Source organism: Haloferax sp. Atlit-48N (assembly GCF_003383015.2).
Classification (GTDB): Archaea; Halobacteriota; Halobacteria; order Halobacteriales; family Haloferacaceae; genus Haloferax; species Haloferax volcanii.
On record NZ_CP137689.1, the window covers coordinates 182,613 to 206,527 of the forward strand.

Below are 23,915 nucleotides of genomic sequence, written 5' to 3' on the forward strand. Positions count from 1 at the left end.
ACCTCCCACCGGACCGCGGCGACGACGCCGACCGCGAGCGAGACGACGCCCGTCCGCCCCCCGTCGGACGCCGGCGCGGTAAACGATTAAGTCCCCCGCGCGTGGTACTTTACTCGATGAGGGAGGACCCCGAAGAGGGGATGCTGTCGTGGGACGAGACGGTGTTCCGCGACGAACACGTCTTCGAAATCGACCACGTTCCGGAGACGTTCAACCACCGCGAGAGCCAACTGCGGAGCCTGAAGTACGCGCTTCGGCCCGCGGTCCGCGGCTCTCGCCCCCTGAACACGATGGTGCGTGGGCCGCCGGGGACGGGCAAGACCACCGCGGTCCAGAAGCTGTTCGGCGAGTTGGGCACGCAGTCGGGCGTCCGGACCGTCCGGGTGAACTGCCAGGTCGACTCGACGCGCTACGCGGTGTTCTCGCGCGTCTTCGAGCACATCTTCGAGTACGAACCCCCGTCGTCGGGCATCTCGTTCAAGAAACTGTTCGGCCAGATAACCGACCGCCTCGTCGAGGACGACGAGGTGCTCGTCGTCGCGCTCGACGACGTGAACTACCTGTTCTACGAGAACGAGGCGTCCGACACGCTCTACTCGCTGTTGCGCGCCCACGAGGCGCACTCCGGCGCGCGCATCGGCGTCATCATCATCTCGTCGGACCTCTCGCTCGACGTCATCGACGAACTCGACGGGCGCGTCCAGAGCGTCTTCCGGCCCGAGGAGGTGTTCTTCCCCCGCTACGACGTGGACGAAATCGTCGATATCCTCCGCGGGCGGTCGAAGCGCGGCTTCCACGAGGACGTTATCGGCGCGCCCGAACTCGACCAGGTCGCGGAGTTCACCGCCGATAGCGGCGACCTCCGGGTCGGCATCGACCTGCTCCGTCGCGCGGGCCTCCACGCCGAGATGCGCGCCTCCCGAACCGTCGACATGGAGGACGTGGAGGCCGCCTACGACAAGTCGAAGTACGTCCACCTCTCGCGGTGTCTGCAAGGGCTTTCGGACCCCGAGCGCGAACTCGTCCGGGTCGTCGCCGAGTACGACGGCGAGCGCGCCGGCGCGGTGTACGACGCGTTCAACGAGGCGACCGGCCTCGGCTACACGCGCTACTCCGAACTCGTGAACAAACTGGACCAACTGGGCGTCATCGAGGCCCGATACACCGAAATCGAGGGACGCGGTCGCACCCGCGCCATCTCGCTCGCCTACGACGCGGACGCGGTCTTGGACCGCCTCTGAGGGCGTCTCGCCCGTCCCGTTTCAGGACAATTTTTACTCGCCGGCCGAGTCGGCTGAGCCATGAAGACTACCGGCGGAACCGACGCGCAGAAGCGCCGCGCCGCGGCGGCGGCGGTCGAAGCGGTCGAAGACGGGGCCGTCGTCGGGCTCGGCACCGGCAGCACCACCGCGTTCGCCATCCGCGCCATCGGCGACCGCGTCGCCGACGGCCTCGACGTCCGGGGCGTCCCGACCTCCTTCGCGGCCCGCGAACTCGCCCGCGAGTGCGGCATCCCCGTCGTCGACCTCGACGAGGCGGACGCTGTCGACCTCGCAATCGACGGGGCCGACCAGGTTGCGCTCGCGGACGGCGCGCTCGTCAAGGGCGGCGGCGCGGCCCACGCCCGCGAGAAAGTGGTCGACGCCTTCGCCGACCGGTTCCTCGTCGTCGCCGACCCCTCGAAAATCGCGGAAACGCTCTCGCACGCCGTCCCCGTCGAGGTGCTCCCGTCGGCGCGGACGACCGTCGCGGCGGGCGTCTCGGACCTCGGCGGCGAGGCGACGCTCCGCCGCGCCAAGCGGAAGGACGGCCCCGTCGTCACCGACAACGGAAATCTCGTCCTCGACTGCGAGTTCGGCGCGATTCCGAACCCCGAGTCGCTCGCGACCGATCTCGCGTCGCTCCCCGGCGCGGTCGAACACGGTCTGTTCGTCGGCCTCGCGGACGCGGTCTACGTCGGCACCGACGACGGCGTGGAAGTCACTGAACTCTGACTCGATTGGTCCGGCGCTCGAACGGAATCCGGCAGACCGAGTGGTCCGACGCTCGAACGTCCCACCTCGACCGCCCCGGCTCACGGGGCGGGTCGCTCTCTCTGAGAGACACAACCGGCGCTCTTCGGTCGGCGATAAAAGAACGAGAGGTCTAAAGACCGAGTTTACAGGTCGCGGGGCTGGACCGTCTTACGGTCGTTCTGCTCAGCGCGGCGAGCAGCGTCTTCGAGAAGCTCCTTGACTTCCTCGTCGAGAGCGTCGTAGAAGTCCGAGGCCACGTTCTTGTCCTTGAGCGCTTCCTTGACGGCTGCCTTGACAATGAGGTCTGCCATACAGGATGTCCTACCGATTCTCCTTTAATAAACTTTCCTATATTGGACGTTAATACCGCCGGATTTGGGGGTTATGGCGCTTCTATGAGGACGGATTTACCGGGAACAATCTCCACTTATATATGCTTTATCCCCGAGAGCTCGGAACGACGGGTATGAGTACGCCTCGGGCCAACGTGCGGCCATGCGCGACATCTTGGAGGCGGTCGCGGACGGTTCGCTCTCGCCCGCCGAGGCCGAGGTACGACTCTCCGGGTACGCGACGACCGACGCCGGGCGGTTCGACGCCGCCAGGGAGACGCGGCGCGGCGTCCCCGAAGCGATTCTCGCGGAGGGAAAAACGCCCGACGAGACGGCCACGCTGGCCGTCGCGGCGGTCGAGACCAGCGGTCGTGCGCTCGTCACCCGCGCCGACACCGCCCACGCCGAGGCCGTCGCCGACGCGCTCCCGGACGTCGACATCGACCGCGACGCCCGGGCGAAGACGGTCGTCGCGGCCGCGCCGGAGTTCGAGCGCCCCGACCTCGACGCGACCGTCGCCATCGCCACCGGCGGCACCTCCGACGCCGAGGCCGCGGGCGAGGCGGCCGCGGTCCTCCGCGAGATGGGCGTGGACGTCGAGCGAATCGAAGACGTGGGCGTCGCCCACCTCGGGCGCGTGCTCGACAACCTCGACACGCTCCGCGAGGCCGACGTGGTCGTCGTCGCCGCCGGCCGCGAGGGCGCGCTGCCGACCGTCGTCGCCGGCCTCGTCGACACGCCCGTCATCGGCCTGCCCGTCTCGACGGGCTACGGCCACGGCGGCGACGGCGAGGCGGCCGTCCTCGGGATGCTCCAGTCGTGTACGGTTCTCTCCGCGGTGAACGTCGACGCCGGCTACATCGCCGGCGCGCAGGCCGGACTCATCGCCCGCGCGGTCGCTGACGCCCGCGACGACGACGCCTGACCGGGCGCAGTCTGTCCCCCGTCGTCGCCCACGTCTGTCCCCTCGTGGTCGTGCGCGATTTCGCGTGCGTACGCACACGCGCGAAGCCCTCATATGGGTGGGGGACTGTGTATCACACACCGGCTTGGTGGCTGCCGGACCGCAACAATGCCAGTCTGTGACCACTGCGGGTCACACGTCTCCGAGCGCTTCGCACGCGTGTTCGCCGACAAGAACGGGCAGGTTCTCGCCTGTCCCAACTGCTCGGCGAACGCGGGTATCGCGGAGGTCGCTCGACAGCGTGCCCGCACTGCATGACCACTGAAGCGACAAAAGACCACCACGCGAAGCCAACTCCTCGTGCGCGAGGTCGGGCGCAGGGTTCATACCCGCGCCCCTGAACCATTCTCTCGTGCACTTCGTCTACGTCATCGAGTGTAACGACGGCTCGCTGTACACCGGCTACACGACCGACGTGGAGCGACGCGTCGCGGAACACGACGCGGGCGAGGGAGCGAAGTACACCCGCGGTCGGACCCCGGTCGAACTCGTCCACGTCGAGGAGTTCGACTCGAAGTCGGCCGCGATGTCCCGCGAGTACGAGATTAAACAGCTCCGCCGCCGGGAGAAACAGCGACTCGTCGAGTCGTGAGCGCTTCTCCTCCCCGTCGGCTCGTAACGTAGTTTTTTGCCCCACCGCGGAGTGGTGCGCGTATGGACGAAATCTCATTCGGGACCGACGGGTGGCGCGCCACGCTGGACACGTTCACCGACGACCGGGTCCGCGTCGTCGGACAGGCGGTCGCGGACTACCTCGCCGACGAGGGCTTCACCGCGCCGGTGCTGGTCGGCTACGACGCCCGCGAGACTTCCCCCGGCTTCGCGGAGTCGCTCGCGGAGGTCGTCGCCGGCAACGGCTTCGACGTGCTCCTGCCGGAGCGCGACTGCCCGACCCCGCTCGTCGCCTACGCCATCGCCGACCGCGGCCTCTCGGGGGCGCTCATGGTCACGGCCTCGCACAACCCGCCGGAGTACAACGGCGTGAAGTTCATCCCCTCGGACGGCGCGCCGGCGCTCCCCGACGTGACCGACGCGGTCGCCGAGCGACTCGCTGAACCGGACCTCCTGCCCGAGTCCGAGCGCGGCACCATCGAGCGCGTCGACGTGGTCTCGCCGCACGCCGACCACGCGATGGACCTCGTCGGCGACGACCTCTCGGACCTGACGGTCGTCTACGACGCCATGCACGGCAGCGGCCGCGGCGTCACCGACGCGCTCCTCGAAGCCGCCGGCGCGGAGGTCGTCCGCCTGCGCTGTGAGCGCGACGCCGACTTCGGCGGCATCTCGCCGGAGCCCTCCGCGGAGAACCTCGGCGGCCTCGCCGAGGCGATGGCCGAACACGACGCGGACCTCGGGGTCGCCAACGACGGCGACGCCGACCGCATCGGCATCGCCACGCCCGACCGCGGCGTCCTCGACGAGAACCTCTTTTTCGCCGCCGTCTACGACTACCTGCTCGAATCCGACTCCGGTCCGGCCATCCGGACCGTCTCGACCACGTTCCTCATCGACCGCATCGCCGAGGCGCACGGCGAGGAGGTGTTCGAGACCGCGGTCGGCTTCAAGTGGGTCGCAGACGGCATGCGCGAACACGACGCGCTCATGGGCGGCGAGGAGTCCGGCGGCTTCTCGGTCCGCGGGCACGTCCGCGAGAAGGACGGCGTCCTCATGGGCCTGCTCGCGGCCGCCGCGACCGCCGAGGAGGACTTCGACGCCCGCCTCGACCGCATCGAGGCCGAACACGGCGACATCGTCGCCGACAAGATAAGCGTCGCCTGCCCCGACGCCGAGAAGGCGCGCGTCATCGACGACCTCGAAGACGTACTTCCGGAGACGGTCGCCGGCCGCGATATCGCCAAGGTCGTCACGCTCGACGGCTTCAAACTCCTCTTAGAAGACGGCTCGTGGCTCCTCGTCCGCCCCTCGGGGACGGAGCCGAAGATGCGCGTCTACGCCGAAGCCGGGAGCGAAGACGCGGTCTCGACGCTCCTCGAAGCCGGCCGCGAACTCGTCGAACCGCTCGTCTGAGCGGACGGTTCAGGGCTCTCGTCTCTCTTCTTCGTCGCCGACCGGTCTGACGACCCCGCGGTACGCCGGCGTGAAAAGCGGGAGCGTCTCCGCGTGCTCGGTCAGCGAGACGCCGTCGCCCCCGGACTCGACGAGGTCCGCGGCCTGAAGCTTCGGCAGGTGGACGTGGATGATGCCGACCTCCGCCTGCTGGACGACCTGCACGTCCACCTCGTCGGGCGGGAGGTCGGTCGTCCGCACCGCGAGGGCGACCGCGAGGTCCCAGACCGTCGCCGGCTCCGACCGGTCGTGGAGGTACTCCAGCACGTAGCGGCGCGACGGGTCCGCGAGCGCGTCGAACACGCGGTCCCAGTCGGTCAGGATACGGTCGCTCCGGTCTCGGTGTGCCATGGGCCTTGACTCCCTAGCGCTTGACGACCGGCGGCTAAATCTGTGTCGATTGTTAACTCTCAACATCCGAGGCGGCGCGGCCGTCACTCGTCGCGCAGGACGCCGCGAAACCGCCCCTCGTCGTCGCTTCGCTCCTCGATGTCGAATCCGAGCGACTCGTAGAACGGCTTGACGCCCCCGTCGAAGTCGACGACGAGTCGGCCCCGGCGGTCGAGCGCCGCACGGACGAGTTGGGTTCCGACCCCCCGGCCGCGGCGACTCGGGGAGACGGCTACGGCCTCGATATAGTCGCCGTCGAGCGCCAGCGCGCCGACGACCCGGCCGGACGCCTCCGCGACGAGGCAGTCGCCGGCGGCCAGTCGGTCGCGGACCGCGCCCGCGTCGGCTTCGAGCAGTCCGGCGTCGAGGACGCGCATCACGGCCACCAGTTCGTCGGGGTCGCCCTCGCGGACGCGGATATCGGGGTTCTCGGCGGTGTCGTCGGTCTCTTCGGTGTCGTCCATGCGCCGACTACCCGCCTTTGATGAGGCGGAGCACCTTCACGCGGTCGACTTCGACGGGCTGGTCTTCGGGGACGGGGCGGCCGTCGACGAGGACGGTCACCTCGTGGGGGCTGAGGTCCACCGCCCGCACGAGGTCCGCGTAGGTCCCGTCGTCGCCGACGGCGACCTCGCTGGTCTCCTCGCCGACGACCTCGACGGTCACGTTCATGGTCGCTCGTGGGTCGGGCGCGGGTTTCAGTCCGTCGGCTCGGCGTCGGCCGGGGGCGGTCTCCGTCTCGCACGGTTTATGTGCGGGGCGATCGGTAGAACGGATATGAGCGAGGCCGCGGAGTCGGGCGACGCCCCGGCGGGTCGTGAAATCTGGATCGAGAAGTACCGACCGCAGACCTTCGACGACGTCTACGGGCAGGACGACATCGTCGAGCGCCTGCGCAGCTACATCGAGCGCGACGACCTGCCGCACCTCCTGTTCGCGGGGCCGGCGGGCGTCGGCAAGACCACCTCCGCGACGGCCATCGCCCGCGCCATCTACGGCGACGACTGGCGCGGCAACTTCCTCGAACTCAACGCCTCCGACGAGCGCGGTATCGACGTGGTCCGCGACCGCATCAAGAACTTCGCGCGCTCGTCGTTCGGCGGCCACGACTACCGCGTCATCTTCCTCGACGAGGCCGACTCGCTGACGAACGACGCGCAGTCGGCGCTCCGCCGGACGATGGAGCAGTTCTCCGACAACACCCGGTTCATCCTCTCGTGTAACTACTCCTCGAAGATTATCGACCCCATCCAGTCGCGCTGCGCGGTGTTCCGGTTTTCCCCGCTCGGCGACGACGCCGTCGCGGAGCAGGTCCGCGACATCGCCGCGGCCGAGGACATCGAGGTCACGGAAGACGGCCTCGACGCGCTCGTCTACGCCGCCGGCGGCGACATGCGCCGCGCCATCAACTCCCTGCAGGCCGCCGCGACGACCGGCGAGGTCGTCGACGAGGAGGCCGTCTACATGATTACCTCGACGGCCCGCCCCGAGGACATCGAGGAGATGGTCCGGGCCGCCATCGACGGCGAGTTCACGACCGCGCGAAAGCAGTTAGAGACGCTCATCGTCGACACCGGGATGGCCGGCGGCGACATCATCGACCAGCTTCACCGCTCGGTCTGGGAGTTCGACCTCGACGAGCGCGAGGCCGTCCGCCTCATGGAGCGCATCGGCGAGGCCGACTACCGCATCTCCGAGGGCGCGAACGAGCAGGTCCAACTCGAAGCGCTCCTCGCGTCGCTCGCGCTCTCGCAGAACTGAACGCAGGACACTGCACCGGTCGTTTCGACGCCGCGGTCTCCGGTCTCTCCACTCGTTTTCGCGTCTGTCACGCCCGGAACTCGAAGCGCGCGCCGCCCGCCGTTCCGGAGGTCACGATGGCCGACCAGCCGTGGGCCTCGGCGATGGATTGGACGATGGCCAGCCCGTAGCCGATGCCGTCCTCGCCGGTCGTCTCGCCCGGTTCGAACACCTCGTCGCGGCGCTCGGGCTCGATGCCGGGGCCGTCGTCTTCGACGTAGAAGCCGCCGTCGACGCCGCCGACCTCGACGCGCACGTCGCGGCCGTCGTGTTCGACGGCGTCGTCGGGAGTATCCCGACTGCCCGTCGAGCCGTGCTCGGCGGCGTCACCAGACGCAGTCTGGTTGCCCGTGGAACCATGTTCGACGGCGTTCCGAAACAGATTGGAAAGCAGTTCGGCGAGGCGGTCCTCGTCGGCGTCGACGACGACCGACTGGCTGGTGACCAACTCGGCGTCGCCGGTATCGGTGGTCGCCCACGCCTGCCGGGCGACCGCCCCGAGGTCGACGCGCTCCGTCTCGTCGACCAGTTGGCCGCGGCGGGCGAGCGACAGCAGGTCGTCGATGAGTTCTTCCATCTGTTCGAGCGCCCGCTCGGCGGTGTCGAACCGCACCTCGTCGCCGGTCTCGCGGGCCAGTTCGAGGTTCCCGCGGGCGACCGAAAGCGGGTTGCGAAGGTCGTGGCTCACGATGTTCGCGAACTCCTCCAATCGCTCGTTCTGTCGCTCTAGCTCGCTTTCGCGGGTCTTCCGCTCCGTGATGTCGGTGTAGATGGCGTAGCCCGCCCCGCGCTCCTCGCCGGGCGACAGCGGGACGACGTTCAGGATGAACTCGCGGACGCCGCCGTCGGTCCGGCGGCGGACCTCCCCGCGGTAGCTCTCGCCGGTGGCGACGAGGAGTTCGGGGATGGTCTCGTCGCCCCCCGGTTCCGGCACCGGGTCCGGGTCCGGCACCGGCGGGACGATTCGCCCGAGGAGGTCGCTTCCGACCACGTCGTCGGCGTCGTAGCCGAACGCCGACTGGAACGCCCGATTCACGTCGCGGACCGTGACCGCGCCGGCTTCCACGTCGTAGGCGACGGCGGCGTCGGAGACGTGTTCGAACAGCGCCGTCGAGCGGTCGCGCTCCTCACGGAGCCGCGACTCGGCGCGGATGCGCTCGGCCGTGACCGCGACGTGCGCCATGAGGAGTTCGGCCAGTTCGGCGTCGCGCTCGTCGAACGCGCCGGGGGTGAACGTGGTCGCCTGAAAGACGCCGAGGTCCCCGATGGGGACGCTCAGGACCGCGCGGTACATCCGCTTGACCGGCTTGGCCTCGGGGTGGTCGCGCACGTCGTCGGTGATGTCCGTGTTCCCCGACAGGTACACCTCGGCCGCGATGCCGCCGTCGTCGAGCGGGACGCGCTCCGCGCCGTCGGCCGGCGCGTCCGACGAGATAGCCGCCGGAACGATGTAGCCGTCCTCGACGACGCCCACGTAGCTGATGTCGAACTCGAGGATGTCGTCGGTGATTTCGACGGTCTGTTCGAACAGTTCGTCGAGGCTCGTCGCCGCGGCCAGTTCGGTGGCTCCCCGGTGGAGTCGCTCTATCTGCTCGCGGCTCTTTCTGACGGCGGCTTCGGACTCGATGCGACTCCGCGTCTCGGAGACGTAGGACACGAGGAGTTCGGCCAGCGTGCGGTCGGTCTCGTCGTACGCGCCGACCTCGTTCGAGATGGCTTGGAACACGCCGTCGTCGCCCGCGGGGACGCTCACCGCCGAGCGATAGGCGGGGTCGTTGGGGTCGGCTACCGGGTGGTCGCGCACGTCGTCCACGAGAAACGAGCGGCCGGTCCGGTACGTCTCCCCGAGCAGGCCCATGTCGGTCGAAATCGGGCCCGTTTCTGCCACGTCGTCGTCGTTGGCGACGACGTAGAAGCCCTCGCCGTCGTGGCGGAAAAACGAGGTGTTGTCGAATTCGAGGATGTGTTCCGTGAGACCGATGGCTCGCTCGTACAACTCCTCGACCGTCTCGGCGGCGATGAGGTCGGTCGTCCCCTCGTAGAGCCGTTTGAGCCGGTCCCACTCGGCGTCGGTTCGGGAACCCGTCACCGCTCCGCTCTCCGCCCTGTCGTCGTGCCCGCTCGCGAAACCGGCCGACGACAGCGCCCAGCGAACCTGCGTTTCGAGTCCGGCGCGGTCGCCGCGGCTGACGTAGGCGTCGAATCGGGCCGGCCGCTCGACGGCCTCGGGCGACACCTCGGTGTACAGAATCGTCGGCACGTCGCGGGGTATCTCGGCGTCCGGGTCCGTGACGACGACGCACGCAGCGTCGCTCGGGTCGTTCTCGTCACTCGCTGACGCCACCGTGACCCCGTCGCCGAGGTCGATATCGTCGAAGTCGTCGTCCACGAAAACCGTTGGGTCCGTCGCGTGCACGGCAGTCCCCCTACTGGAGGGCGACGAGAACTATAATCGTTGCGGCATGTTTTCAATGAGCAAGAACACGCCGCGAGCGGTCCGATTCGGCGGCGCGGCGCTTTGACCTCGCCGGATTCCTCAGTTTAGCGACCAGAATCCGTAGTTGAGCGCGGCGGCGAAGCACGTCCACAGGAGGTAGGGGACGAGGAGGGCGGCGGCGCGCCGATTGACGGCGGCGAACTCGCGCGTCGTCGCCAGAATCGCCGCGAGGAGGACGACGATGACGGCGAGGCCGACCGCGGGCGACCGCAGTCCGAAGAACGCCGCGGACCACGCGACGTTGACGACGAGGTGGCCGACGAAGACGGCGAGCGCCCGCTCGCGGCGGGGGTGGTCGCGCCGGGAGACGAGCCACGCGGCGACGCCCATGAGGGTAAACAGCGTCACCCAGACCGGGCCGAACACCCAGTTCGGCGGGGCGAACCACGGGCGGGCGAGCGTCGCGTACCACGACCCCGCGTCGGTGACGGTGAAGACACTCCCGAGCGCGCCCGCGAGTTGCGCGAGGGCGACCCACGCGAGCAGTTCGACCGCCGGTCGCCGCCGGAGCGAAGCGAGTTTCATACTCCTCGTTCGCTCGGGTGGGAAAAGAACGACGCGGCCCGTGCGGGCGAAATTGTGGGGAATCGGGCGTCTGCGTCCATTTCCCGGAACTGTTTTACCCGACGGTAGACCAGAGTTTGGCAATGAGCGAACTCGAAGCGGAGTACCGCCTCGACTACTTCGAGGAGGAGGGCTTCTACCGGAAGCAGTGCCCCGTGACGGGGGTCCACTTCTGGACACGAGACCCCGACCGCGAGACCTGCGGTGAACCGCCCGCCGACGACTACACCTTCATCGACAACCCCGGCTTCGACGAGGAGTACACCCTCGAAGAGATGCGCGAGAAGTTCCTCTCCTTCTTCGAGGACCACGACCACGAGCGCATCGACCCCTACCCGGTCGCCGCGAACCGCTGGCGCGACGACGTGCTCTTGACGCAGGCCTCTATCTACGACTTCCAGCCGCTCGTCACGTCCGGCGAGACGCCGCCGCCGGCCAACCCGCTGACCGTCTCCCAGCCCTGCATCCGGATGCAGGACATCGACAACGTGGGCAAGACCGGTCGCCACACGATGGCGTTCGAGATGATGGCCCACCACGCGTTCAACGCCCGCGAGGAGGCCGGCGACAAGTACGCTTACGAGGGCGAGGTCTACTGGAAGGACGAGACGGTCCGCCTCTGCGACGAGTTCTTCGAGTCGCTCGGCGCTGACATCTCCGAAATCACCTACATCGAGGACCCGTGGGTTGGCGGCGGCAACGCCGGTCCGGCCTTCGAGGTGCTCTACCGCGGCGCCGAACTCGCCACCCTCGTCTTCATGTCGATGAAGCAGGACCCCGACGGCGACTACGAACTCAAGGACGGCAACACCTACTCGCCGATGGACACCTACATCGTCGACACGGGCTACGGGCTCGAACGGTGGACGTGGGTGTCGCAGGGGACGCCGACGGTGTACGAGGCCGTCTACCCCGACATGATCGAGTTCCTGAAGGACAACGTCGGCATCGAACACACCGACGAGGAGGAGGAACTCATCCACCGCGCGGCGAAGCTCTCGGGCCACCTCGACATCGACGAAATCGACGACCTCGCCACCGCGCGCGCCGAAGTCGCGGGCGAACTCGGCGTCGACGAGGCCGAACTCACTTCGCTGCTCCGCCCGCTCGAAGACATCTACGCCATCGCGGACCACTGCCGAACCCTCGCGTACATGTTCGGCGACGGCATCGTCCCCTCGAACGTCGGGACGGGCTACCTCGCCCGTATGGTCCTCCGGCGCACCAAGCGCCTCGTGGACAACCTCGGCGTGGACGCTCCGCTCGACGAACTCGTGGACATGCAGGCCGAGCGCCTCGACTACCAGAACCGCGACACCATCCGCGACATCGTCCGCAGCGAGGAGCGCAAGTACAGAAAGACGCTCGAACGCGGCTCCCGCAAGGTCCAGCAGCTCGCCGACGACTACGCCGACACGGACGAGCCCATCCCGCTTGACGAGCTCATCGAGCTGTACGACTCCCACGGCATCCAGCCCGACATGGTGCAGGACATCGCGGAAGAGCGCGGCGCGACCGTCGACATCCCCGACGACTTCTACTCGCTCGTCGCCGACCGCCACGAGCAGGTCGACGGCGAGGGCGAGGCCGACGAGCGCGACGACCGCCTCGGCGACCTGCCGGCGACGGACAAGCTCTACTACGACGACCAGGAGCGCACCGAGTTCGAGGCCGTCGTCCTCGACGTGTTCGAGCGCGAGGAGGGCTACGACGTGGTCCTCGACCAGACGATGTTCTACCCCGAAGGCGGCGGTCAGCCCGCCGACCACGGCTCGCTCGCCACCGACGACACGACGGTCGAAGTGACCGACGTGCAAATCGTGGGCGACGTGGTGCTCCACCGAACCGACGAGGACCCCGGTAAGGGCGAGTTCGTCCGCGGCCAGCTCGACGCCGAGCGCCGCCGTCGGCTCATGCGCCACCACACGGCGACCCACGTCATCGGCCACGCCATCCGGACGGTCCTCGGCGACCACATCCGGCAGGCCGGCGCGTCGAAGGGCGTCGACCGCTCGCGGCTCGACGTGACCCACTACGAGCGCATCACCCGCGAGGAGGTCAAGCAGATAGAGCGCGTCGCCAACGAAATCGTGATGCGGAACATCCCGGTCAAACAGGAGTGGCCGGACCGCCGCGACGCCGAGAAGAAGTACGGCTTCGACCTCTATCAGGGCGGTATCCCGCCGGGCGAGCAGATTCGCCTCATCCACGTCGGCAGCGACGTGCAGGCCTGCGGCGGCACCCACGTCAAGCGCACCGGCGACATCGGGGCCATCAAGGTGCTGACGACGGAGCCCGTGCAGGACGGCGTCGAGCGCGTCGTCTTCGCGGCGGGCGACGCGGCCGTCGAGGCCACCCAGCGCACCGAGGACGCGCTGTACGGCGCGGCCGACGTGCTCGACGTGAACCCCGCGGACGTGCCCGAGACGGCAGAGCGCTTCTTCACCGAGTGGAAGGAGCGCGGCAAGACCATCGACCGTCTGAAGACGGAACTCGCCGAGGCGCGCGCCGCGGCCGGGGCGGACGAAATCGATATCGACGGTACGCCCGCCGTCGTCCAGCGCCTCGACGGCGACGCGGACGAACTCCGCGCGACCGCGAACGCGCTGGTCGAAGAGGGGAAGGTCGCCGTTCTCGGCTCCGACGCGGGCGGCAGCGCCCAGTTCGTCGTCGGCGTCCCCGACGGCGTGGGCATCAACGCCGGGCAGGTCGTCGGTCGACTCGCCGGCAAGGTCGGCGGCGGCGGCGGCGGTCCCGCGGACTTCGCGCAGGGCGGCGGCCCCGACGTGGACGCGCTCGACGGCGCGCTCGACGAGGCCCCCGACGTGCTTCGGACGGTCCTGAACGCCTGAGTCGGTCGCGCGACGCCGACGAGTTCGCGGTCGGGGTCGCGCTCACGTTCGGTTTCGCTTGCTTCGCGTCCGCGAGACGGACGCCCTAAGTCGCTCGCCCGCCGAGCCCCCGGTATGCCCACGGCAGTCGCGGACGGGGTCGAACTGTACTACGACAGCGAGGGCGACGGCGAGACGGTCGCCTTCGTCGGCGACGCGGGCTACGGCGCGTGGCAGTGGGGGTGGCAGCACGCCGCCGTCGCCGGCCCCTACGAGAGCCTCGTGACCGACCTCCGCGGGGCCGGTCGCTCCGACGCGCCCGCGGGGCCGTACTCGGTCGCGACGCTCGTCTCCGACCTCGTGGCCGTCCTCGCGGACGCGAACGTCAGGAAGGCCCACCTCGTCGGATTCGGCCTCGGCGGGCTGGTCGCGCTGGAGGCCGCGCGGACGACGAACCGCGCCCGGAGCCTCACGCTCGTCGGCACCGCCGCCTCCGGGGATGGCATCGACCCCGACCCGCTCTCCGCCGCGCCCGACGACCCGGCCGCGCTCCGCGAGTCGCTCGCGCCGGCGCTCTCCGAAGAATTTCGCGCGGAACAGCCTGACGTGGTCGAGCAACTCGTCTCGTGGCGCGAGCGAGAGGACGCCGACCCCGAGGCGTGGGCCGCGCAGGCCGCCGCCGTCGCCGACTACGACGCCGGCCCGCTGTACGAGGTGACGGTCCCGACGCTCGTCCTCCACGGCGGCGACGACCCGGTCTGGCCGGTCGAGGGTGGCCGCGCGCTGGCCGAGGGTCTCCCGCGCGGCGAGTTCGAGTCGTTCGCGGGCGCGCGCCACCTCGTCACCGTCGAGCGGTCGCGGCTCGTCAACGACGCGCTCGTCTCCTTTCTCGAATCGCTCGACGACGACTGAGCGTCGCTGTCGGGCGCTCTCCCCGCGGTCGCCGCCGACGCGCCCCGTCGCAGATGCCGGCAGTGAGCGTTCCGGGCGCAACTTCTTTAGAGCCGCACCGATTGTCTCTCCACGATGACTCGCCCGCGACTCGCGTTCTTAGACGCCTCCCACGGCGATTCGAGTACGTCACGAAACTTCAGGCGCGAACTCGACGCCGACCTCGTCGAGTTCGACGTGACCGACGGCCGTCTCCCCGACCACTTCGACTACGACGGCGTCGTTATCAGCGGCTCGTCGTCCTCGGTCTACTGGGACGAGCCGTGGATTCGCAACCTCGTGTCGTGGGTCGCCGACGCCGACGAGCGCGGCGTCCCCCTCTTGGGCGTCTGTTTCGGCCACCAGGTCGTCGCGGCGGCGCTCGGCGGCACCGTCGAGGACATGGGCGCGTTCGAACTCGGCTACAACGAAATCGAGCGGACTCGCCCGGACGACGGGAACGACATCCTCGCCGGCATCGGTGAGCGCTTCACCGTCTTCACCTCCCACGGCGACCGGGTGACGGAACTCCCGTCGGGCGCGGACCTCCTCGCCGAAAACGAGTTCGGCGTCCACGCGTTCCGCCGGAATCACGCCTTCGGCGTCCAGTTCCACCCCGAGTACGACACCGACACCGCAGAAGCCATCGCCCGCCAGAAGGACTTCCTCCCCGACGAGCGGATTCGCTCGGTCGTCGACGGTATCACGCCGGAGAACTACGCCGCCGCCTGCGAGGCAAAGCGCCTGTTCGACAACTTCGTCACCTACGTGAACCGGACGAACGCGGGCTCGGTCGAATCGGCGGCCTGAGCGGTCCGACGGTCGCGAGCCGTCTTCGAGTCGTACCCGAGCCGCATCCGGGCCGCCGCCGAGTCGCGTCCAGCCCGCTCTCATCTCCGGCTTTTCGGCCTCCCGTCCCCGCAAATCGTGACCGAGCGAATCGCTTTTCACCGCGCCGAGCGCAAGGTCTATCATGCTCGATTATCTGGGATTGGAGGGCGACCTGACCGGCGAAGAGAAACTCGTCCGCGACGAGGCCCGCCGCTTCGTCGACGAGCAGGTCAAACCCGACATCGGCGAGCACTACGAGGCGGGGACGTTCCCGACCGACCTCATCCCGAAGATGGGCGACCTCGGCTTTTACGCGCCCAACCTCGACGGCTACGGCCTCCCCGGTCTCGGCGAGCGCGCCTACGGCCTCTTGATGCAGGAACTCGAAGCCGGCGACTCCGGCCTCCGGTCGATGGCGAGCGTGCAGGGGTCGCTCGTCATCTACCCCATCCACGCCTACGGTTCCGACGAGCAGAAAGAGCGGTGGCTCCCGAAGCTCGGGTCGGGCGAGGCGGTCGGCTGTTTCGGGCTGACCGAACCGCAACACGGCTCGGACCCGTCGGGGATGGAGACCCGCGCCGAGCGCGACGCCGACGGCTACGTCCTCAACGGCTCGAAGACGTGGATTACGAACTCGCCCATCGCGGACGTGGCGGTCGTCTGGGCGCGCGACGTGTCGGCGGAGGGGTCGCCGGTCCGCGGGTTCCTCGTCGAGACCGACCGCGACGGCGTGACGACGAACAAAATCGAGGGGAAACTCTCGATGCGCGCGTCGGTCACGGGCGAAATCGGCCTCAACGACGTGCGGGTTCCCGAGGCGGACGTGCTCCCCGGCGTCGAGGGAATGAAGGGGCCGCTGTCGTGTCTCACGCAGGCGCGGTTCGGCATCGCGTGGGGCGTCGTCGGCGCGGCGCGCGACGCCTTCGAGGACGCCCGTCAGTACGCGAAGGACCGCGACCAGTTCGGCGGCCCCATCGCGCGGTTCCAACTCCAGCAGGGCAAACTCGCGGAGATGGCGACCCGAATCACGAACGCGCAACTGATGGCCCACCGCCTCACCGACCTGAAAGAGCGCGGCGACCTGCGACACCAGCAGGTGTCGATGGCGAAGCGCCACAACGTCCGCGTCGCCCGCGAGGTGACCCGAACCGCCCGCGAGATGCTCGGCGGCAACGGCATCACGACCGACTACTCACCGATGCGCCACATGGAGAACATCGAGACCGTCTACACCTACGAGGGGACCGACGACATCCACACGCTCGTCCTCGGCGCTGACCTGACGGGAATCGAAGCATTCCACTAGGGCTTGGGAGCGGACGCCCCCGTGGCTTTCGCGGTCGTGCGTGCCGTATGACAACAGCACACATACATTTATATCTCCCCGACCATAGGTTACGATAGAGGCCCCACAATGACCACATCGGCCCAGGACCGTCCGACGGCGCTCGACCTGTCTCGCGAAGAGACGTGGGTCGTCCACGCCGCCTTGCTCGACGCCATCGAGCGGGCGGTCGATGCAGACGAAGAGCCGACGCCGGCCCCCGGCCTGCTCGCGCGGGTCGAGGCCGGCGACGAAGATTTCGACAGCGCCGAACTCGACTATCTCGTAGACGCCCTCCGAACCTATCGGACACAGGCTCCCGCCCGGGACGACCACCACATCTCGCGCGTCCTCGAACACATCGAGGCCGCGCGGGCTTAGTCGCCCGCCCGACGCTCGCCCGCTGGCTTTTTCCGCTTCCGAGGTCCCCGAGCGGCCGCGTTCTCCGGTGATGCCGCCGACGCGTCCCGGTCGTCTCGGTGACCGACCCCGCCCCAACCACCGACTTCGACCCCGACTCCGTCTCCGAGTTCTCGCGTCTCGATGCGGACGTTTTAGTACGCGGTACGGCCAACGCCCGGCGATGGCTATCGACTCGAACTTCGACCAGAACCGGGAACGCGCGGGCGAGGAAAACGGCGTCGCCGTCTGGGGACCTGTCGAACCGCCGGAGAAACTCGGCATCCACGGCACCCACGTCGCCGTCGACTACGACATCTGTCTCGCGGACGGCGCGTGCCTCGAAAACTGCCCCGTCGACGTGTTCACGTGGGTCGACACGCCGGACCACCCGGTGAGCGAGAAAAAGGTCGAACCGACCAACGAAGACCAGTGTATCGACTGCATGCTCTGTGTCGACATCTGTCCCGTCGACGCCATCGACGTGGACGCCTCGCGGCAGGCCTGACGCGAAGACCAGACGTTATCTCTCCCCGCCGCGTCGCGTCGGCCATGGGTCTCATCCACACCGCCCTCGTCGTCTCGGACATCGACGCCACGCTCGATTTCTACGCCGACCTCGGCCTCGAACGGACCAACGAGTTCGAACTCGACGGCGTCCGGAACGTCTACGTCGGCAGCGACGACACCGACATGGAACTGCAGTTCAAGTACGACCCGACCTCGGCGGCGCGCGTCGAGCCCGCCGGCATCGACCACGTCGCGGTCGAAGTCGCCGACGCCGACCGCGCGTTCGAGGACATCGTCGAGGCGCAGTCGCCCGAAGTCGTGAAGCCGCCGGTCGACATCGACCCGGCGAACGCCCGCGCGGCGTTCGTGAAGGACCCCGACGGCTACGTCGTCGAACTCGTCGCGCTCGAAGACTGAGCCGCGCCGTCGACCCGTCTCAGACGCCGATTTTCACCGACGCCGACGGGTCGACCGCCCGCCCGACTCGCCGCGGCGAACAGCTATTTGTTGCCAGAGCGTCAATACGAAGTCGCTATGTCTGAGGACGTAACCGCGCTGTTGAAGCGCGCCTATCAGGACGAGATCGAGACCGTGATGAACTACATGACCAACTCCATCGTCCTCGACGGCGTCCGGGCCGAGGAGATTAAGGAGTCCCTCCAGACCGACATTCAGGAGGAACTCACCCACGCCGAACAGCTGGGCAACCGGCTGAAGCAGCTCGACGAGCAGCCGCCGGGCTCGGCGTCATTCGAGGCGCGCCAGCACGACCTCCAGCCCCCGGAGGACAGCACGGACGTGCTCGCGGTCATCAACGGCGTCCTCACGGCCGAGGAGGACGCCATCGAGACCTACCGCGCGCTCATCGACGCCGCGGAGGAGGCAAACGACCCCGTCACCGAGGACCTCGCCGTGACCATCCTCGCCGACGAGGAGGCCCACCGGACCGAGTTCCGCGGTTTCAAGAAAGAGTACGACCGCGAATAGGTCCACCGAGCGCCGACCGACGGGCGACCGCACGAGGGTTCGATCGCGCTCCGTATTCACTACTTTTCGAAAAATGTGTCATTATCGACCCGTATCTAACAAATTATCATCTGTTACAAAAGTAGTATTCCCAGTTCTTCGAAACAGGGGTTTATTTTTATCAATCCGTCGCTCGAACGACCGGTATGAGCACTGAACGCGGCAAAGGTACGGTCGCGGTGGTCGGCGGCGCCGGCGCAGTCGGGTCGAGCACGGCGTTCGCGCTGATGGAGAGCAGTCTCGTGGGCGAAATCATCCTCGTCGATATCGCCGAAGAGCGCGTCGAGGGCGAGGCGATGGACCTCAACCACGGCGCGTACTTCACGTCGCCGGTTCGGGTGCGGACGGGCGACTACGAGGACTGCTGGGACGCCGACGTGGTCATCGTCACCGCCGGAGCCAGCCAGAAGCCCGACGAGACCCGCCTCGACCTGATGGAGCGGAACGCCGACATCTTCGCCGACATGATTCCGCAGATCACCGAGGGGCTGAACGACGACGCCGTGATGCTCATCGTCACCAACCCCGTCGACGTGCTGTCGTACGTCACGTGGAAGGTGTCGGACCTGCCGGCCGAGCGCGTCATCGGGTCGGGGACCGTCCTCGACACGTCGCGGTTCCGCCACTCGCTCAGCCGCGAGTTCGACCTCGACCCGGCGAACGTCCACGCCTACGTCGTCGGCGAGCACGGCGACAGCGAGGTACTCGTCTGGAGTTCGGCGAACCTCGGCGGCATCCCGTTCGAGTCGTACGCCACCAGCCACGGCGTCGACGACATCGACGCGCTCAAAGCCCGCGTCGAAGAGGAGGTCCGCGAGGCGGCCTACGAAATCATCGAGCGGAAGGAGCGGACGAACTACGGCGTCGCCCGCTCGGTGGCCGCGACCACCGAGCGCATCCTCGGCGGCGACAACTCCATCCTCACCGTCTCGACGCTCGTCTCGGGGGAACACGGCATCGACGACGTCTACATGAGCCTCCCGTGTACCGTCAACCAAAGCGGCGTCCGCGACGTCCACGAGTTCGACCTCTCTGAGAGCGAGACGGCGGCGCTCCGGGAGTCGGCGGGCGTCATCCGCGAGTCCATCGACCGCTTGGACTTAGAATAGAAGCGAAGAAAGCGAGGAAAACAGAACAGCCGCGCCGCCGACTCAGTCGGCAGACGCGGGCGTCGTGTCCCCGCCCGTCCCCGTCGCGGCGGCCTTCGCGTCGAGCGCCTCCACGACGAGTTCGGAGATGTCCACGACGTCGATGGCTTCCTCGTAGTCGCCGGTCTTACGGCCGTCTTCGTACATCGTCGCGCACATCGGGCAGGCGACGACGAAGCGCTCGACGCCGCCGGTCGTGTCGTCGAGCGCCTCGCGCAGGCGTTCCTCGGACGGCTTCGACTCCTCTTCGTGGTCCATCCAGAGGCCGCCGCCGCCGCCGCCGCAACAGAACGACTGGTCGCGGTTGCGCGGCATCTCGGCGAGTTCGACGCCGGTCGCGCGGATGACCTCGCGGGGCGCTTCGTACTCGCCGTTGTACCGGCCGAGGTGACACGGGTCGTGGTACGTCACCGTCTGGGCGGCGAGTTCGTCGCCCGCGAGGCCGAGGCGGTCGTCGCCGACGAGACGCTCGACCAGTTGGGTGTAGTGGTACACCGGGTAGTCGAACGAGTCGTCCATCTCCGGGTACTCGTTTTTGAACGTGTTGTACGAGTGCGGGTCGGTGCAGACGATTTTGTCGAACTCGCAGTCGGCCATCGCGGCGACGTTGTCCTCGACGAGCATCTCGTAGAGGCCCTCCTCGCCGACGCGGCGCACGTCGTTGCCGTCGTGCCCTTCGTCCTCGTAGAGGATGCCGTAGGAGACGCCGGCTTCCTCGAAGATGCGGGCCAAAGAGCGGGCGACGGCGCGGTTGCGCTCGTCGTAGGAGGGGTAGTCACCGACGTACCAGAGGAACTCGACCGATTCGTCGCGGGCGTCGGGCACCTCGAAGTCGAGGTCGTCGGTCCAATCGGGGCGCTTGCGCTGGGGGTCCCCGAAGGCGTTGCCGTTCTGGAAGATGTTCATCATCGCCTCCTGGACCGGCTCTTGCTGTTGGCCCGTCTCGGTGAGCCGGCGGTTCATCTCGGTGAAGTGCGTGAGGTGTTCGATATCGACCGGGCAGGCGTCCATGCAGGCCATGCAGGCCATGCAGGACTCCATCGACTCGGCGTCGACGACGGAGGTGCCGCCGTCCGCGACGATGTCGACGGAGTCGCCGCCGGCGTCGACCGACTCGCGGTAGGCCTTCAGGTCGAGAATCACGTCCCGCGGGTCGAGGTTGCGGCCGGAGGCCTTCGCCGGGCAGGCGTCGGTACAGCGGCCGCACTTCGTGCAGGCGTCCATGTCGAGCATCGCCTTCCACGAGAAGTCGTCCTCGGAGACGTAGCCGATTTCGTCCGGCGGCGTGTCCGCGGGCACCTTCGGGAGGCGCGTGCCCGCCTTCTCGTCGGCGGTGACGACGTTGGCGAAGGACGTGAGCATGTGCAAGGGTTTGGCGTAGGGGACGGCCGCGACGAACGCCAAGGCGAGGAGCGCGTGGGACCACCAGCCGAACCAGTAGAGCGTCTGCGCGAGGCCCTGTCCCATGCCCGCGGCGTCGAACACGAGGGCGACGAAGTAGCCGACGAAGCTCACCGTCTCGAAGTCGGGGAAGTCAGTGCCGACGATGCGGATGCCTTCGAGGACGTAGCCGCCGACGCCGAGGAAAAAGAGCGTCCAGACGAACGCGGCGTCCTCGAAGCCGGTGTGTTTGCCCCACAGCCGCGGGTGTCGGACGCCGTAGCGCCGCCACAGCGCCATCCCGACGCCGACGACGAACAACAGGCCCATGAGGTCCATGACGAACGAGTACGAGAGGTAGAAGTCGCCGACGAAGAAGGAACTGCCCGTCACCCGCCGCCACACGTCGATGTCGATGGCGAGGATGGTCGTCCCGATGAGGAGCGTCAGAAAGCCCCACATGATAAAGGCGTGCATCACGCCGGCGAACCGGTCGCGCTTGAACTGCTTCTCGTTGGAGAACACCACTTTCGCCGCCCGAACCGTCCGTCCCGGCAGGTCGGACAGCCGGTCGAACGGGTCTTCACCACCTTTCGCGTATCGCGCGAACCGCTCGTACACCCCGTAGAGGAACACGAGCGACGCGATGGCGGCGAGACCGTAGAAGAGCGCCTCGCCGACCGGACTAATCGTCCAGAACGTCTCCCGCGTAACATCCGCCTGTGCCGCAAAGTCCATAATCAATCACCGGAGAACGGAGGGTTAAATCTTGCCACCCGAGGCGTGTCGGTCGGCGGATTACGAGCGCCTCGGGCGACCTCAGAGCGCGAGGCTGGCGAGGAGGGCGGCGGCGAGGACGAGCCCCGGGGCGTCGCGCCGGCCGAACCGAATCTCAGGGAGCGTCGGGTTCCACGCGAAACACCGCGCGCGGAGCGCGAGCGCGAGGGCGTCGGCCCGCGCGAACGACCGTCGGAGGCCGCCGGCGGCGACGAGCGAGAGCCGTTCGTCCAGCCGTCTTTCGCTCCCGAGGCGGGCCGCCTGCGCCTCGCGGACGCGGCGCAGGTCGCGGCGGACCAAGGGGAGAAACCGGAAGACGAGGGCGACGCCGACGCCGAGGGCGACGCCGCACCGACCCGGCACGAGCCGCTGAATCGCCGCGCGGGACTCGCGTACGGGCGTCGTCCTGACGTACGCCGCCGCGACGAAGAAGACGAGTAGCACGCGGACGCTGGCGAGCGCGGGTTCGACGGCCGCCTCGGGGTCGAACCACGGCGCGCCGAGGCGGGCGGCCTCGACGACCGGGCCGAGCGCGAGGAACGGAATCGCGTAGCGGAAGTCGCGGAGGGCCGAAACGGGGGACGCGTCGGCGGCGCGGAGACAGCCCGCGGCGACGACGCCGAGCGCGACGAGTCCGGCGGGCGTCGTGTGCGCGAAGCCGGCCGCCGCGAAGGCGACCTGCACCGCAAGCTTGGTCCGCGGGTCGAGTCGGTGGGCGAGAGTGTCGCCCGGTTCGTACGTCAGCACGGCGGGCGAACGTCGAGGTCGGGGAGGCGGTCTGCGGCCTCGTCGGGCGCGGCGTCGAGGGCGACGTCGCCGTCGGCGAGGACGACCACGCGGTCGGCCAGTTCGGCCACGTCGCGTAGGTCGTGGGTGACGACGACGAGGCTCGTCCCCTCGGCGCGGAGGTCGCGGAGGCGGGCGAGCACGGAGCGCCGGGCGGGTTCGTCGAGGCCGGTGAACGGTTCGTCCAAGACGAGGTGGTCGGGGCGCATCGCCAGCGCGCCGGCGATGGCGAGTCGCTCGACCTCGCCGCCGGAGAGGGCGTCGACGCGCTCGTCTTCCCGGCCGTCGAGGTTGACCGCGGCGAGCGACTCGCGGACGCGGCGGTCGATGTCGCCGCGGTCGAGGCCGAGGTTCTCCGGGCCGAACGCCACGTCAGCGCCGACGGTCGCGGCGACGAGTTGGTCTTCGGGGTGCTGGAACACCATCGCCACCGCGGTCCGGGCGGCGACGAGGTGGTCCGAGACGGTCCGGCCGTTGACCGACACCGTTCCCTCGTCGGGGTCGAGCAGGCCGTTGAAGTGGCGGACGAGCGTGGTCTTGCCGGAGCCGTTCGCGCCCGCGACGACGACGCACTCGCCGTCGTCGATGGCGAGGTCGACCCCGTCGACCGCGACCGTGTCGCCGTACCGGTGGACGAGTCCCTCGACGCGAATCATCTACTGGGCGGCGATGGCGTCGGAGCGGACGATGCCGACGGCGGCGGCGATTTTGAACGCCTCGGCGGGGATGAACGCGGCGGAGGCCGTCCAGAAGGCGGATTCGAGGCCGACGCGATTGACGTACGCGAAGCCGAGCGTGCCGAAGGCGTAGACGACGACGGTCCCGGCGACCATCGCGCCGACGAGCCGGGGAGTGCTCACGCGGTAGTCACCGACGCTGATACCGCCGTGGACGACGAGGCCGACGACGACGGCGGCGACGGGGTACGACCAGAGGTAGCCGGCGGTCGGCCCGACGAGCGGCGCGAGCCCTGCCGAGCCCCCGGCGAACACCGGCGCGCCGAGACCGCCGGCGGCGAGGTAGAGCGCGATTGAGCCGCCGCCCCAGACGGGGCCGAGGAAGATGCCCGCGAGGAAGACGACGAGCACCTGCATCGTCACCGGAATCGGTGAGATGGGGTTCGGGAACGAGACGTACCCGCTCGCGCCCATGAGCGCCGCGAACAGGGCCGCGCGGGCGATGTTGCCGACGAGTTCGTCGCCGACGAGTTCGACTGACTCGTGTTCGGTTGCCATGCTCGTCGCTGTCTCGTAAACCCAGTTTAACTTATCGGTTTACAGACTCGGGGCGGGAGGTCGGTTCGATGCTCGTCGGCCGATTCGGGGCGTCTCTCCGGTGCTCGGG

At 68.7% G+C, this 23,915-nt stretch carries 26 protein-coding genes; 16 read left to right on the forward strand and 10 right to left on the reverse strand.

Annotated elements, in window-relative coordinates:
* Positions 1-116 precede the first annotated feature (116 nt).
* Positions 117-1,241: an ORC1-type DNA replication protein gene (locus tag DEQ67_RS01005; RefSeq protein ID WP_004045308.1), complete on the forward strand. Its 1,125-nt coding sequence runs from the start codon at positions 117-119 to the stop codon at positions 1,239-1,241.
* Positions 1,242-1,301: 60 nt separating this feature from the next.
* A complete protein-coding gene (gene rpiA, locus DEQ67_RS01010) occupies positions 1,302-1,994 on the forward strand; it encodes a ribose-5-phosphate isomerase RpiA (protein WP_115860607.1) in 693 nt (230 codons plus the stop codon).
* 164 nt (positions 1,995-2,158) lie between these two features.
* Here the strand turns inward: rpiA and DEQ67_RS01015 are convergent, their stop codons facing one another.
* On the reverse strand, positions 2,159-2,326 hold the full coding sequence (locus DEQ67_RS01015) for a DUF1931 family protein (protein ID WP_004045310.1): 168 nt from the start codon (positions 2,324-2,326) through the stop codon (positions 2,159-2,161).
* A 184-nt stretch (positions 2,327-2,510) separates the two neighbouring features.
* Here DEQ67_RS01015 and larB point away from each other — a divergent pair, with 184 nt between their 5' ends.
* The 4 genes from larB (at position 2,511) to DEQ67_RS01035 (ending at position 5,339) form a co-directional block, all read left to right on the forward strand.
* Positions 2,511-3,272 (forward strand): nickel pincer cofactor biosynthesis protein LarB, encoded by a 762-nt coding sequence (gene larB, locus DEQ67_RS01020; protein ID WP_004065562.1) that lies wholly within the window; start codon positions 2,511-2,513, stop codon positions 3,270-3,272.
* Between the two features lie 147 nt (positions 3,273-3,419).
* Positions 3,420-3,569, forward strand: coding sequence for a DUF7563 family protein (locus tag DEQ67_RS01025; protein WP_013035558.1), 150 nt, complete (start codon positions 3,420-3,422; stop codon positions 3,567-3,569).
* A gap of 94 nt (positions 3,570-3,663) precedes the next feature.
* Complete coding sequence (locus tag DEQ67_RS01030; RefSeq protein ID WP_004045312.1) at positions 3,664-3,903, forward strand: GIY-YIG nuclease family protein; 240 nt, start codon at positions 3,664-3,666, stop codon at positions 3,901-3,903.
* 62 nt (positions 3,904-3,965) lie between these two features.
* Positions 3,966-5,339: a phosphoglucomutase/phosphomannomutase family protein gene (locus tag DEQ67_RS01035; protein WP_006600781.1), complete on the forward strand. Its 1,374-nt coding sequence runs from the start codon at positions 3,966-3,968 to the stop codon at positions 5,337-5,339.
* A gap of 9 nt (positions 5,340-5,348) precedes the next feature.
* Here the strand turns inward: DEQ67_RS01035 and DEQ67_RS01040 are convergent, their stop codons facing one another.
* From DEQ67_RS01040 to samp2, 3 genes are all read right to left on the reverse strand, one after another.
* Complete coding sequence (locus DEQ67_RS01040; protein ID WP_004065559.1) at positions 5,349-5,729, reverse strand: DUF7344 domain-containing protein; 381 nt, start codon at positions 5,727-5,729, stop codon at positions 5,349-5,351.
* Between the two features lie 83 nt (positions 5,730-5,812).
* Positions 5,813-6,232 (reverse strand): GNAT family N-acetyltransferase, encoded by a 420-nt coding sequence (locus DEQ67_RS01045; RefSeq protein WP_006600780.1) that lies wholly within the window; start codon positions 6,230-6,232, stop codon positions 5,813-5,815.
* Positions 6,233-6,239: 7 nt separating this feature from the next.
* Entirely contained in the window at positions 6,240-6,440 is a 201-nt protein-coding gene (gene samp2, locus DEQ67_RS01050) for a ubiquitin-like small modifier protein SAMP2 (RefSeq protein WP_004065555.1), read from the reverse strand.
* 105 nt (positions 6,441-6,545) lie between these two features.
* Between samp2 and DEQ67_RS01055 the strand changes: the two genes are divergently transcribed.
* Positions 6,546-7,529, forward strand: coding sequence for a replication factor C small subunit (locus tag DEQ67_RS01055; protein WP_004973825.1), 984 nt, complete (start codon positions 6,546-6,548; stop codon positions 7,527-7,529).
* 67 nt (positions 7,530-7,596) lie between these two features.
* Here the strand turns inward: DEQ67_RS01055 and DEQ67_RS01060 are convergent, their stop codons facing one another.
* Together DEQ67_RS01060 and DEQ67_RS01065 are read right to left on the reverse strand one after the other, a co-directional pair.
* Positions 7,597-9,957: a GAF domain-containing sensor histidine kinase gene (locus tag DEQ67_RS01060; protein ID WP_199519405.1), complete on the reverse strand. Its 2,361-nt coding sequence runs from the start codon at positions 9,955-9,957 to the stop codon at positions 7,597-7,599.
* 147 nt (positions 9,958-10,104) lie between these two features.
* The gene (locus tag DEQ67_RS01065; protein WP_004045319.1) at positions 10,105-10,590 is read right to left on the reverse strand and encodes a TspO/MBR family protein; all 486 of its coding nucleotides are present in this window, start codon (positions 10,588-10,590) and stop codon (positions 10,105-10,107) included.
* A gap of 122 nt (positions 10,591-10,712) precedes the next feature.
* Here DEQ67_RS01065 and alaS point away from each other — a divergent pair, with 122 nt between their 5' ends.
* The 9 genes from alaS (at position 10,713) to DEQ67_RS01110 (ending at position 19,589) form a co-directional block, all read left to right on the forward strand.
* Positions 10,713-13,481: an alanine--tRNA ligase gene (gene alaS / locus DEQ67_RS01070; protein ID WP_115891747.1), complete on the forward strand. Its 2,769-nt coding sequence runs from the start codon at positions 10,713-10,715 to the stop codon at positions 13,479-13,481.
* A gap of 114 nt (positions 13,482-13,595) precedes the next feature.
* Entirely contained in the window at positions 13,596-14,372 is a 777-nt protein-coding gene (locus tag DEQ67_RS01075; RefSeq protein ID WP_004065549.1) for an alpha/beta fold hydrolase, read from the forward strand.
* Between the two features lie 114 nt (positions 14,373-14,486).
* Positions 14,487-15,200 carry a type 1 glutamine amidotransferase gene (locus tag DEQ67_RS01080; protein ID WP_004045322.1) on the forward strand — a complete coding sequence of 238 codons (714 nt, stop codon included), beginning with the start codon at positions 14,487-14,489 and terminating at the stop codon, positions 15,198-15,200.
* 163 nt (positions 15,201-15,363) lie between these two features.
* Positions 15,364-16,527 (forward strand): acyl-CoA dehydrogenase family protein, encoded by a 1,164-nt coding sequence (locus DEQ67_RS01085; RefSeq protein WP_115891748.1) that lies wholly within the window; start codon positions 15,364-15,366, stop codon positions 16,525-16,527.
* A gap of 108 nt (positions 16,528-16,635) precedes the next feature.
* Entirely contained in the window at positions 16,636-16,926 is a 291-nt protein-coding gene (locus DEQ67_RS01090; RefSeq protein WP_004065541.1) for a hypothetical protein, read from the forward strand.
* 202 nt (positions 16,927-17,128) lie between these two features.
* Positions 17,129-17,452, forward strand: coding sequence for a 4Fe-4S dicluster domain-containing protein (locus DEQ67_RS01095; protein WP_004045325.1), 324 nt, complete (start codon positions 17,129-17,131; stop codon positions 17,450-17,452).
* 44 nt (positions 17,453-17,496) lie between these two features.
* Entirely contained in the window at positions 17,497-17,871 is a 375-nt protein-coding gene (locus DEQ67_RS01100; protein ID WP_004065539.1) for a VOC family protein, read from the forward strand.
* Between the two features lie 117 nt (positions 17,872-17,988).
* Positions 17,989-18,441 (forward strand): ferritin-like domain-containing protein, encoded by a 453-nt coding sequence (locus tag DEQ67_RS01105; RefSeq protein ID WP_004045327.1) that lies wholly within the window; start codon positions 17,989-17,991, stop codon positions 18,439-18,441.
* 185 nt (positions 18,442-18,626) lie between these two features.
* Positions 18,627-19,589, forward strand: coding sequence for an L-lactate dehydrogenase (locus DEQ67_RS01110; RefSeq protein WP_004065537.1), 963 nt, complete (start codon positions 18,627-18,629; stop codon positions 19,587-19,589).
* Between the two features lie 42 nt (positions 19,590-19,631).
* Here the strand turns inward: DEQ67_RS01110 and DEQ67_RS01115 are convergent, their stop codons facing one another.
* From DEQ67_RS01115 to DEQ67_RS01130, 4 genes are all read right to left on the reverse strand, one after another.
* Positions 19,632-21,746 (reverse strand): (Fe-S)-binding protein, encoded by a 2,115-nt coding sequence (locus DEQ67_RS01115; protein WP_115860600.1) that lies wholly within the window; start codon positions 21,744-21,746, stop codon positions 19,632-19,634.
* Between the two features lie 81 nt (positions 21,747-21,827).
* Positions 21,828-22,532 (reverse strand): energy-coupling factor transporter transmembrane component T family protein, encoded by a 705-nt coding sequence (locus tag DEQ67_RS01120; protein WP_115891749.1) that lies wholly within the window; start codon positions 22,530-22,532, stop codon positions 21,828-21,830.
* Positions 22,526-23,227, reverse strand: a complete 702-nt coding sequence (locus DEQ67_RS01125; RefSeq protein ID WP_008608952.1) for an energy-coupling factor ABC transporter ATP-binding protein — start codon at positions 23,225-23,227, stop codon at positions 22,526-22,528. Before DEQ67_RS01125 ends, DEQ67_RS01120 begins: the two co-directional genes overlap by 7 nt.
* Positions 23,228-23,806, reverse strand: coding sequence for a biotin transporter BioY (locus DEQ67_RS01130; protein WP_115860596.1), 579 nt, complete (start codon positions 23,804-23,806; stop codon positions 23,228-23,230). It lies immediately after the preceding gene.
* Between the last annotated feature and the right edge of the window lie 109 nt (positions 23,807-23,915).

Excerpts from the sequence above, each read along its gene's own strand:
- DEQ67_RS01005 (WP_004045308.1), top strand. The coding sequence starts at position 117 with ATGAGGGAGGACCCCGAAGAGGGGATGCTGTCGTGGGACGAGACGGTG.
- rpiA (WP_115860607.1), top strand. The coding sequence starts at position 1,302 with ATGAAGACTACCGGCGGAACCGACGCGCAGAAGCGCCGCGCCGCGGCG.
- DEQ67_RS01015 (WP_004045310.1), bottom strand. The coding sequence starts at position 2,326 with ATGGCAGACCTCATTGTCAAGGCAGCCGTCAAGGAAGCGCTCAAGGAC.
- larB (WP_004065562.1), top strand. The coding sequence starts at position 2,511 with ATGCGCGACATCTTGGAGGCGGTCGCGGACGGTTCGCTCTCGCCCGCC.
- DEQ67_RS01025 (WP_013035558.1), top strand. The coding sequence starts at position 3,420 with ATGCCAGTCTGTGACCACTGCGGGTCACACGTCTCCGAGCGCTTCGCA.
- DEQ67_RS01035 (WP_006600781.1), top strand. The coding sequence starts at position 3,966 with ATGGACGAAATCTCATTCGGGACCGACGGGTGGCGCGCCACGCTGGAC.
- DEQ67_RS01040 (WP_004065559.1), bottom strand. The coding sequence starts at position 5,729 with ATGGCACACCGAGACCGGAGCGACCGTATCCTGACCGACTGGGACCGC.
- DEQ67_RS01045 (WP_006600780.1), bottom strand. The coding sequence starts at position 6,232 with ATGGACGACACCGAAGAGACCGACGACACCGCCGAGAACCCCGATATC.
- samp2 (WP_004065555.1), bottom strand. The coding sequence starts at position 6,440 with ATGAACGTGACCGTCGAGGTCGTCGGCGAGGAGACCAGCGAGGTCGCC.
- DEQ67_RS01055 (WP_004973825.1), top strand. The coding sequence starts at position 6,546 with ATGAGCGAGGCCGCGGAGTCGGGCGACGCCCCGGCGGGTCGTGAAATC.
- DEQ67_RS01065 (WP_004045319.1), bottom strand. The coding sequence starts at position 10,590 with ATGAAACTCGCTTCGCTCCGGCGGCGACCGGCGGTCGAACTGCTCGCG.
- alaS (WP_115891747.1), top strand. The coding sequence starts at position 10,713 with ATGAGCGAACTCGAAGCGGAGTACCGCCTCGACTACTTCGAGGAGGAG.
- DEQ67_RS01075 (WP_004065549.1), top strand. The coding sequence starts at position 13,596 with ATGCCCACGGCAGTCGCGGACGGGGTCGAACTGTACTACGACAGCGAG.
- DEQ67_RS01080 (WP_004045322.1), top strand. The coding sequence starts at position 14,487 with ATGACTCGCCCGCGACTCGCGTTCTTAGACGCCTCCCACGGCGATTCG.
- DEQ67_RS01085 (WP_115891748.1), top strand. The coding sequence starts at position 15,364 with ATGCTCGATTATCTGGGATTGGAGGGCGACCTGACCGGCGAAGAGAAA.
- DEQ67_RS01090 (WP_004065541.1), top strand. The coding sequence starts at position 16,636 with ATGACCACATCGGCCCAGGACCGTCCGACGGCGCTCGACCTGTCTCGC.
- DEQ67_RS01095 (WP_004045325.1), top strand. The coding sequence starts at position 17,129 with ATGGCTATCGACTCGAACTTCGACCAGAACCGGGAACGCGCGGGCGAG.
- DEQ67_RS01100 (WP_004065539.1), top strand. The coding sequence starts at position 17,497 with ATGGGTCTCATCCACACCGCCCTCGTCGTCTCGGACATCGACGCCACG.
- DEQ67_RS01105 (WP_004045327.1), top strand. The coding sequence starts at position 17,989 with ATGTCTGAGGACGTAACCGCGCTGTTGAAGCGCGCCTATCAGGACGAG.
- DEQ67_RS01110 (WP_004065537.1), top strand. The coding sequence starts at position 18,627 with ATGAGCACTGAACGCGGCAAAGGTACGGTCGCGGTGGTCGGCGGCGCC.
- DEQ67_RS01115 (WP_115860600.1), bottom strand. The coding sequence starts at position 21,746 with ATGGACTTTGCGGCACAGGCGGATGTTACGCGGGAGACGTTCTGGACG.
- DEQ67_RS01125 (WP_008608952.1), bottom strand. The coding sequence starts at position 23,227 with ATGATTCGCGTCGAGGGACTCGTCCACCGGTACGGCGACACGGTCGCG.
- DEQ67_RS01130 (WP_115860596.1), bottom strand. The coding sequence starts at position 23,806 with ATGGCAACCGAACACGAGTCAGTCGAACTCGTCGGCGACGAACTCGTC.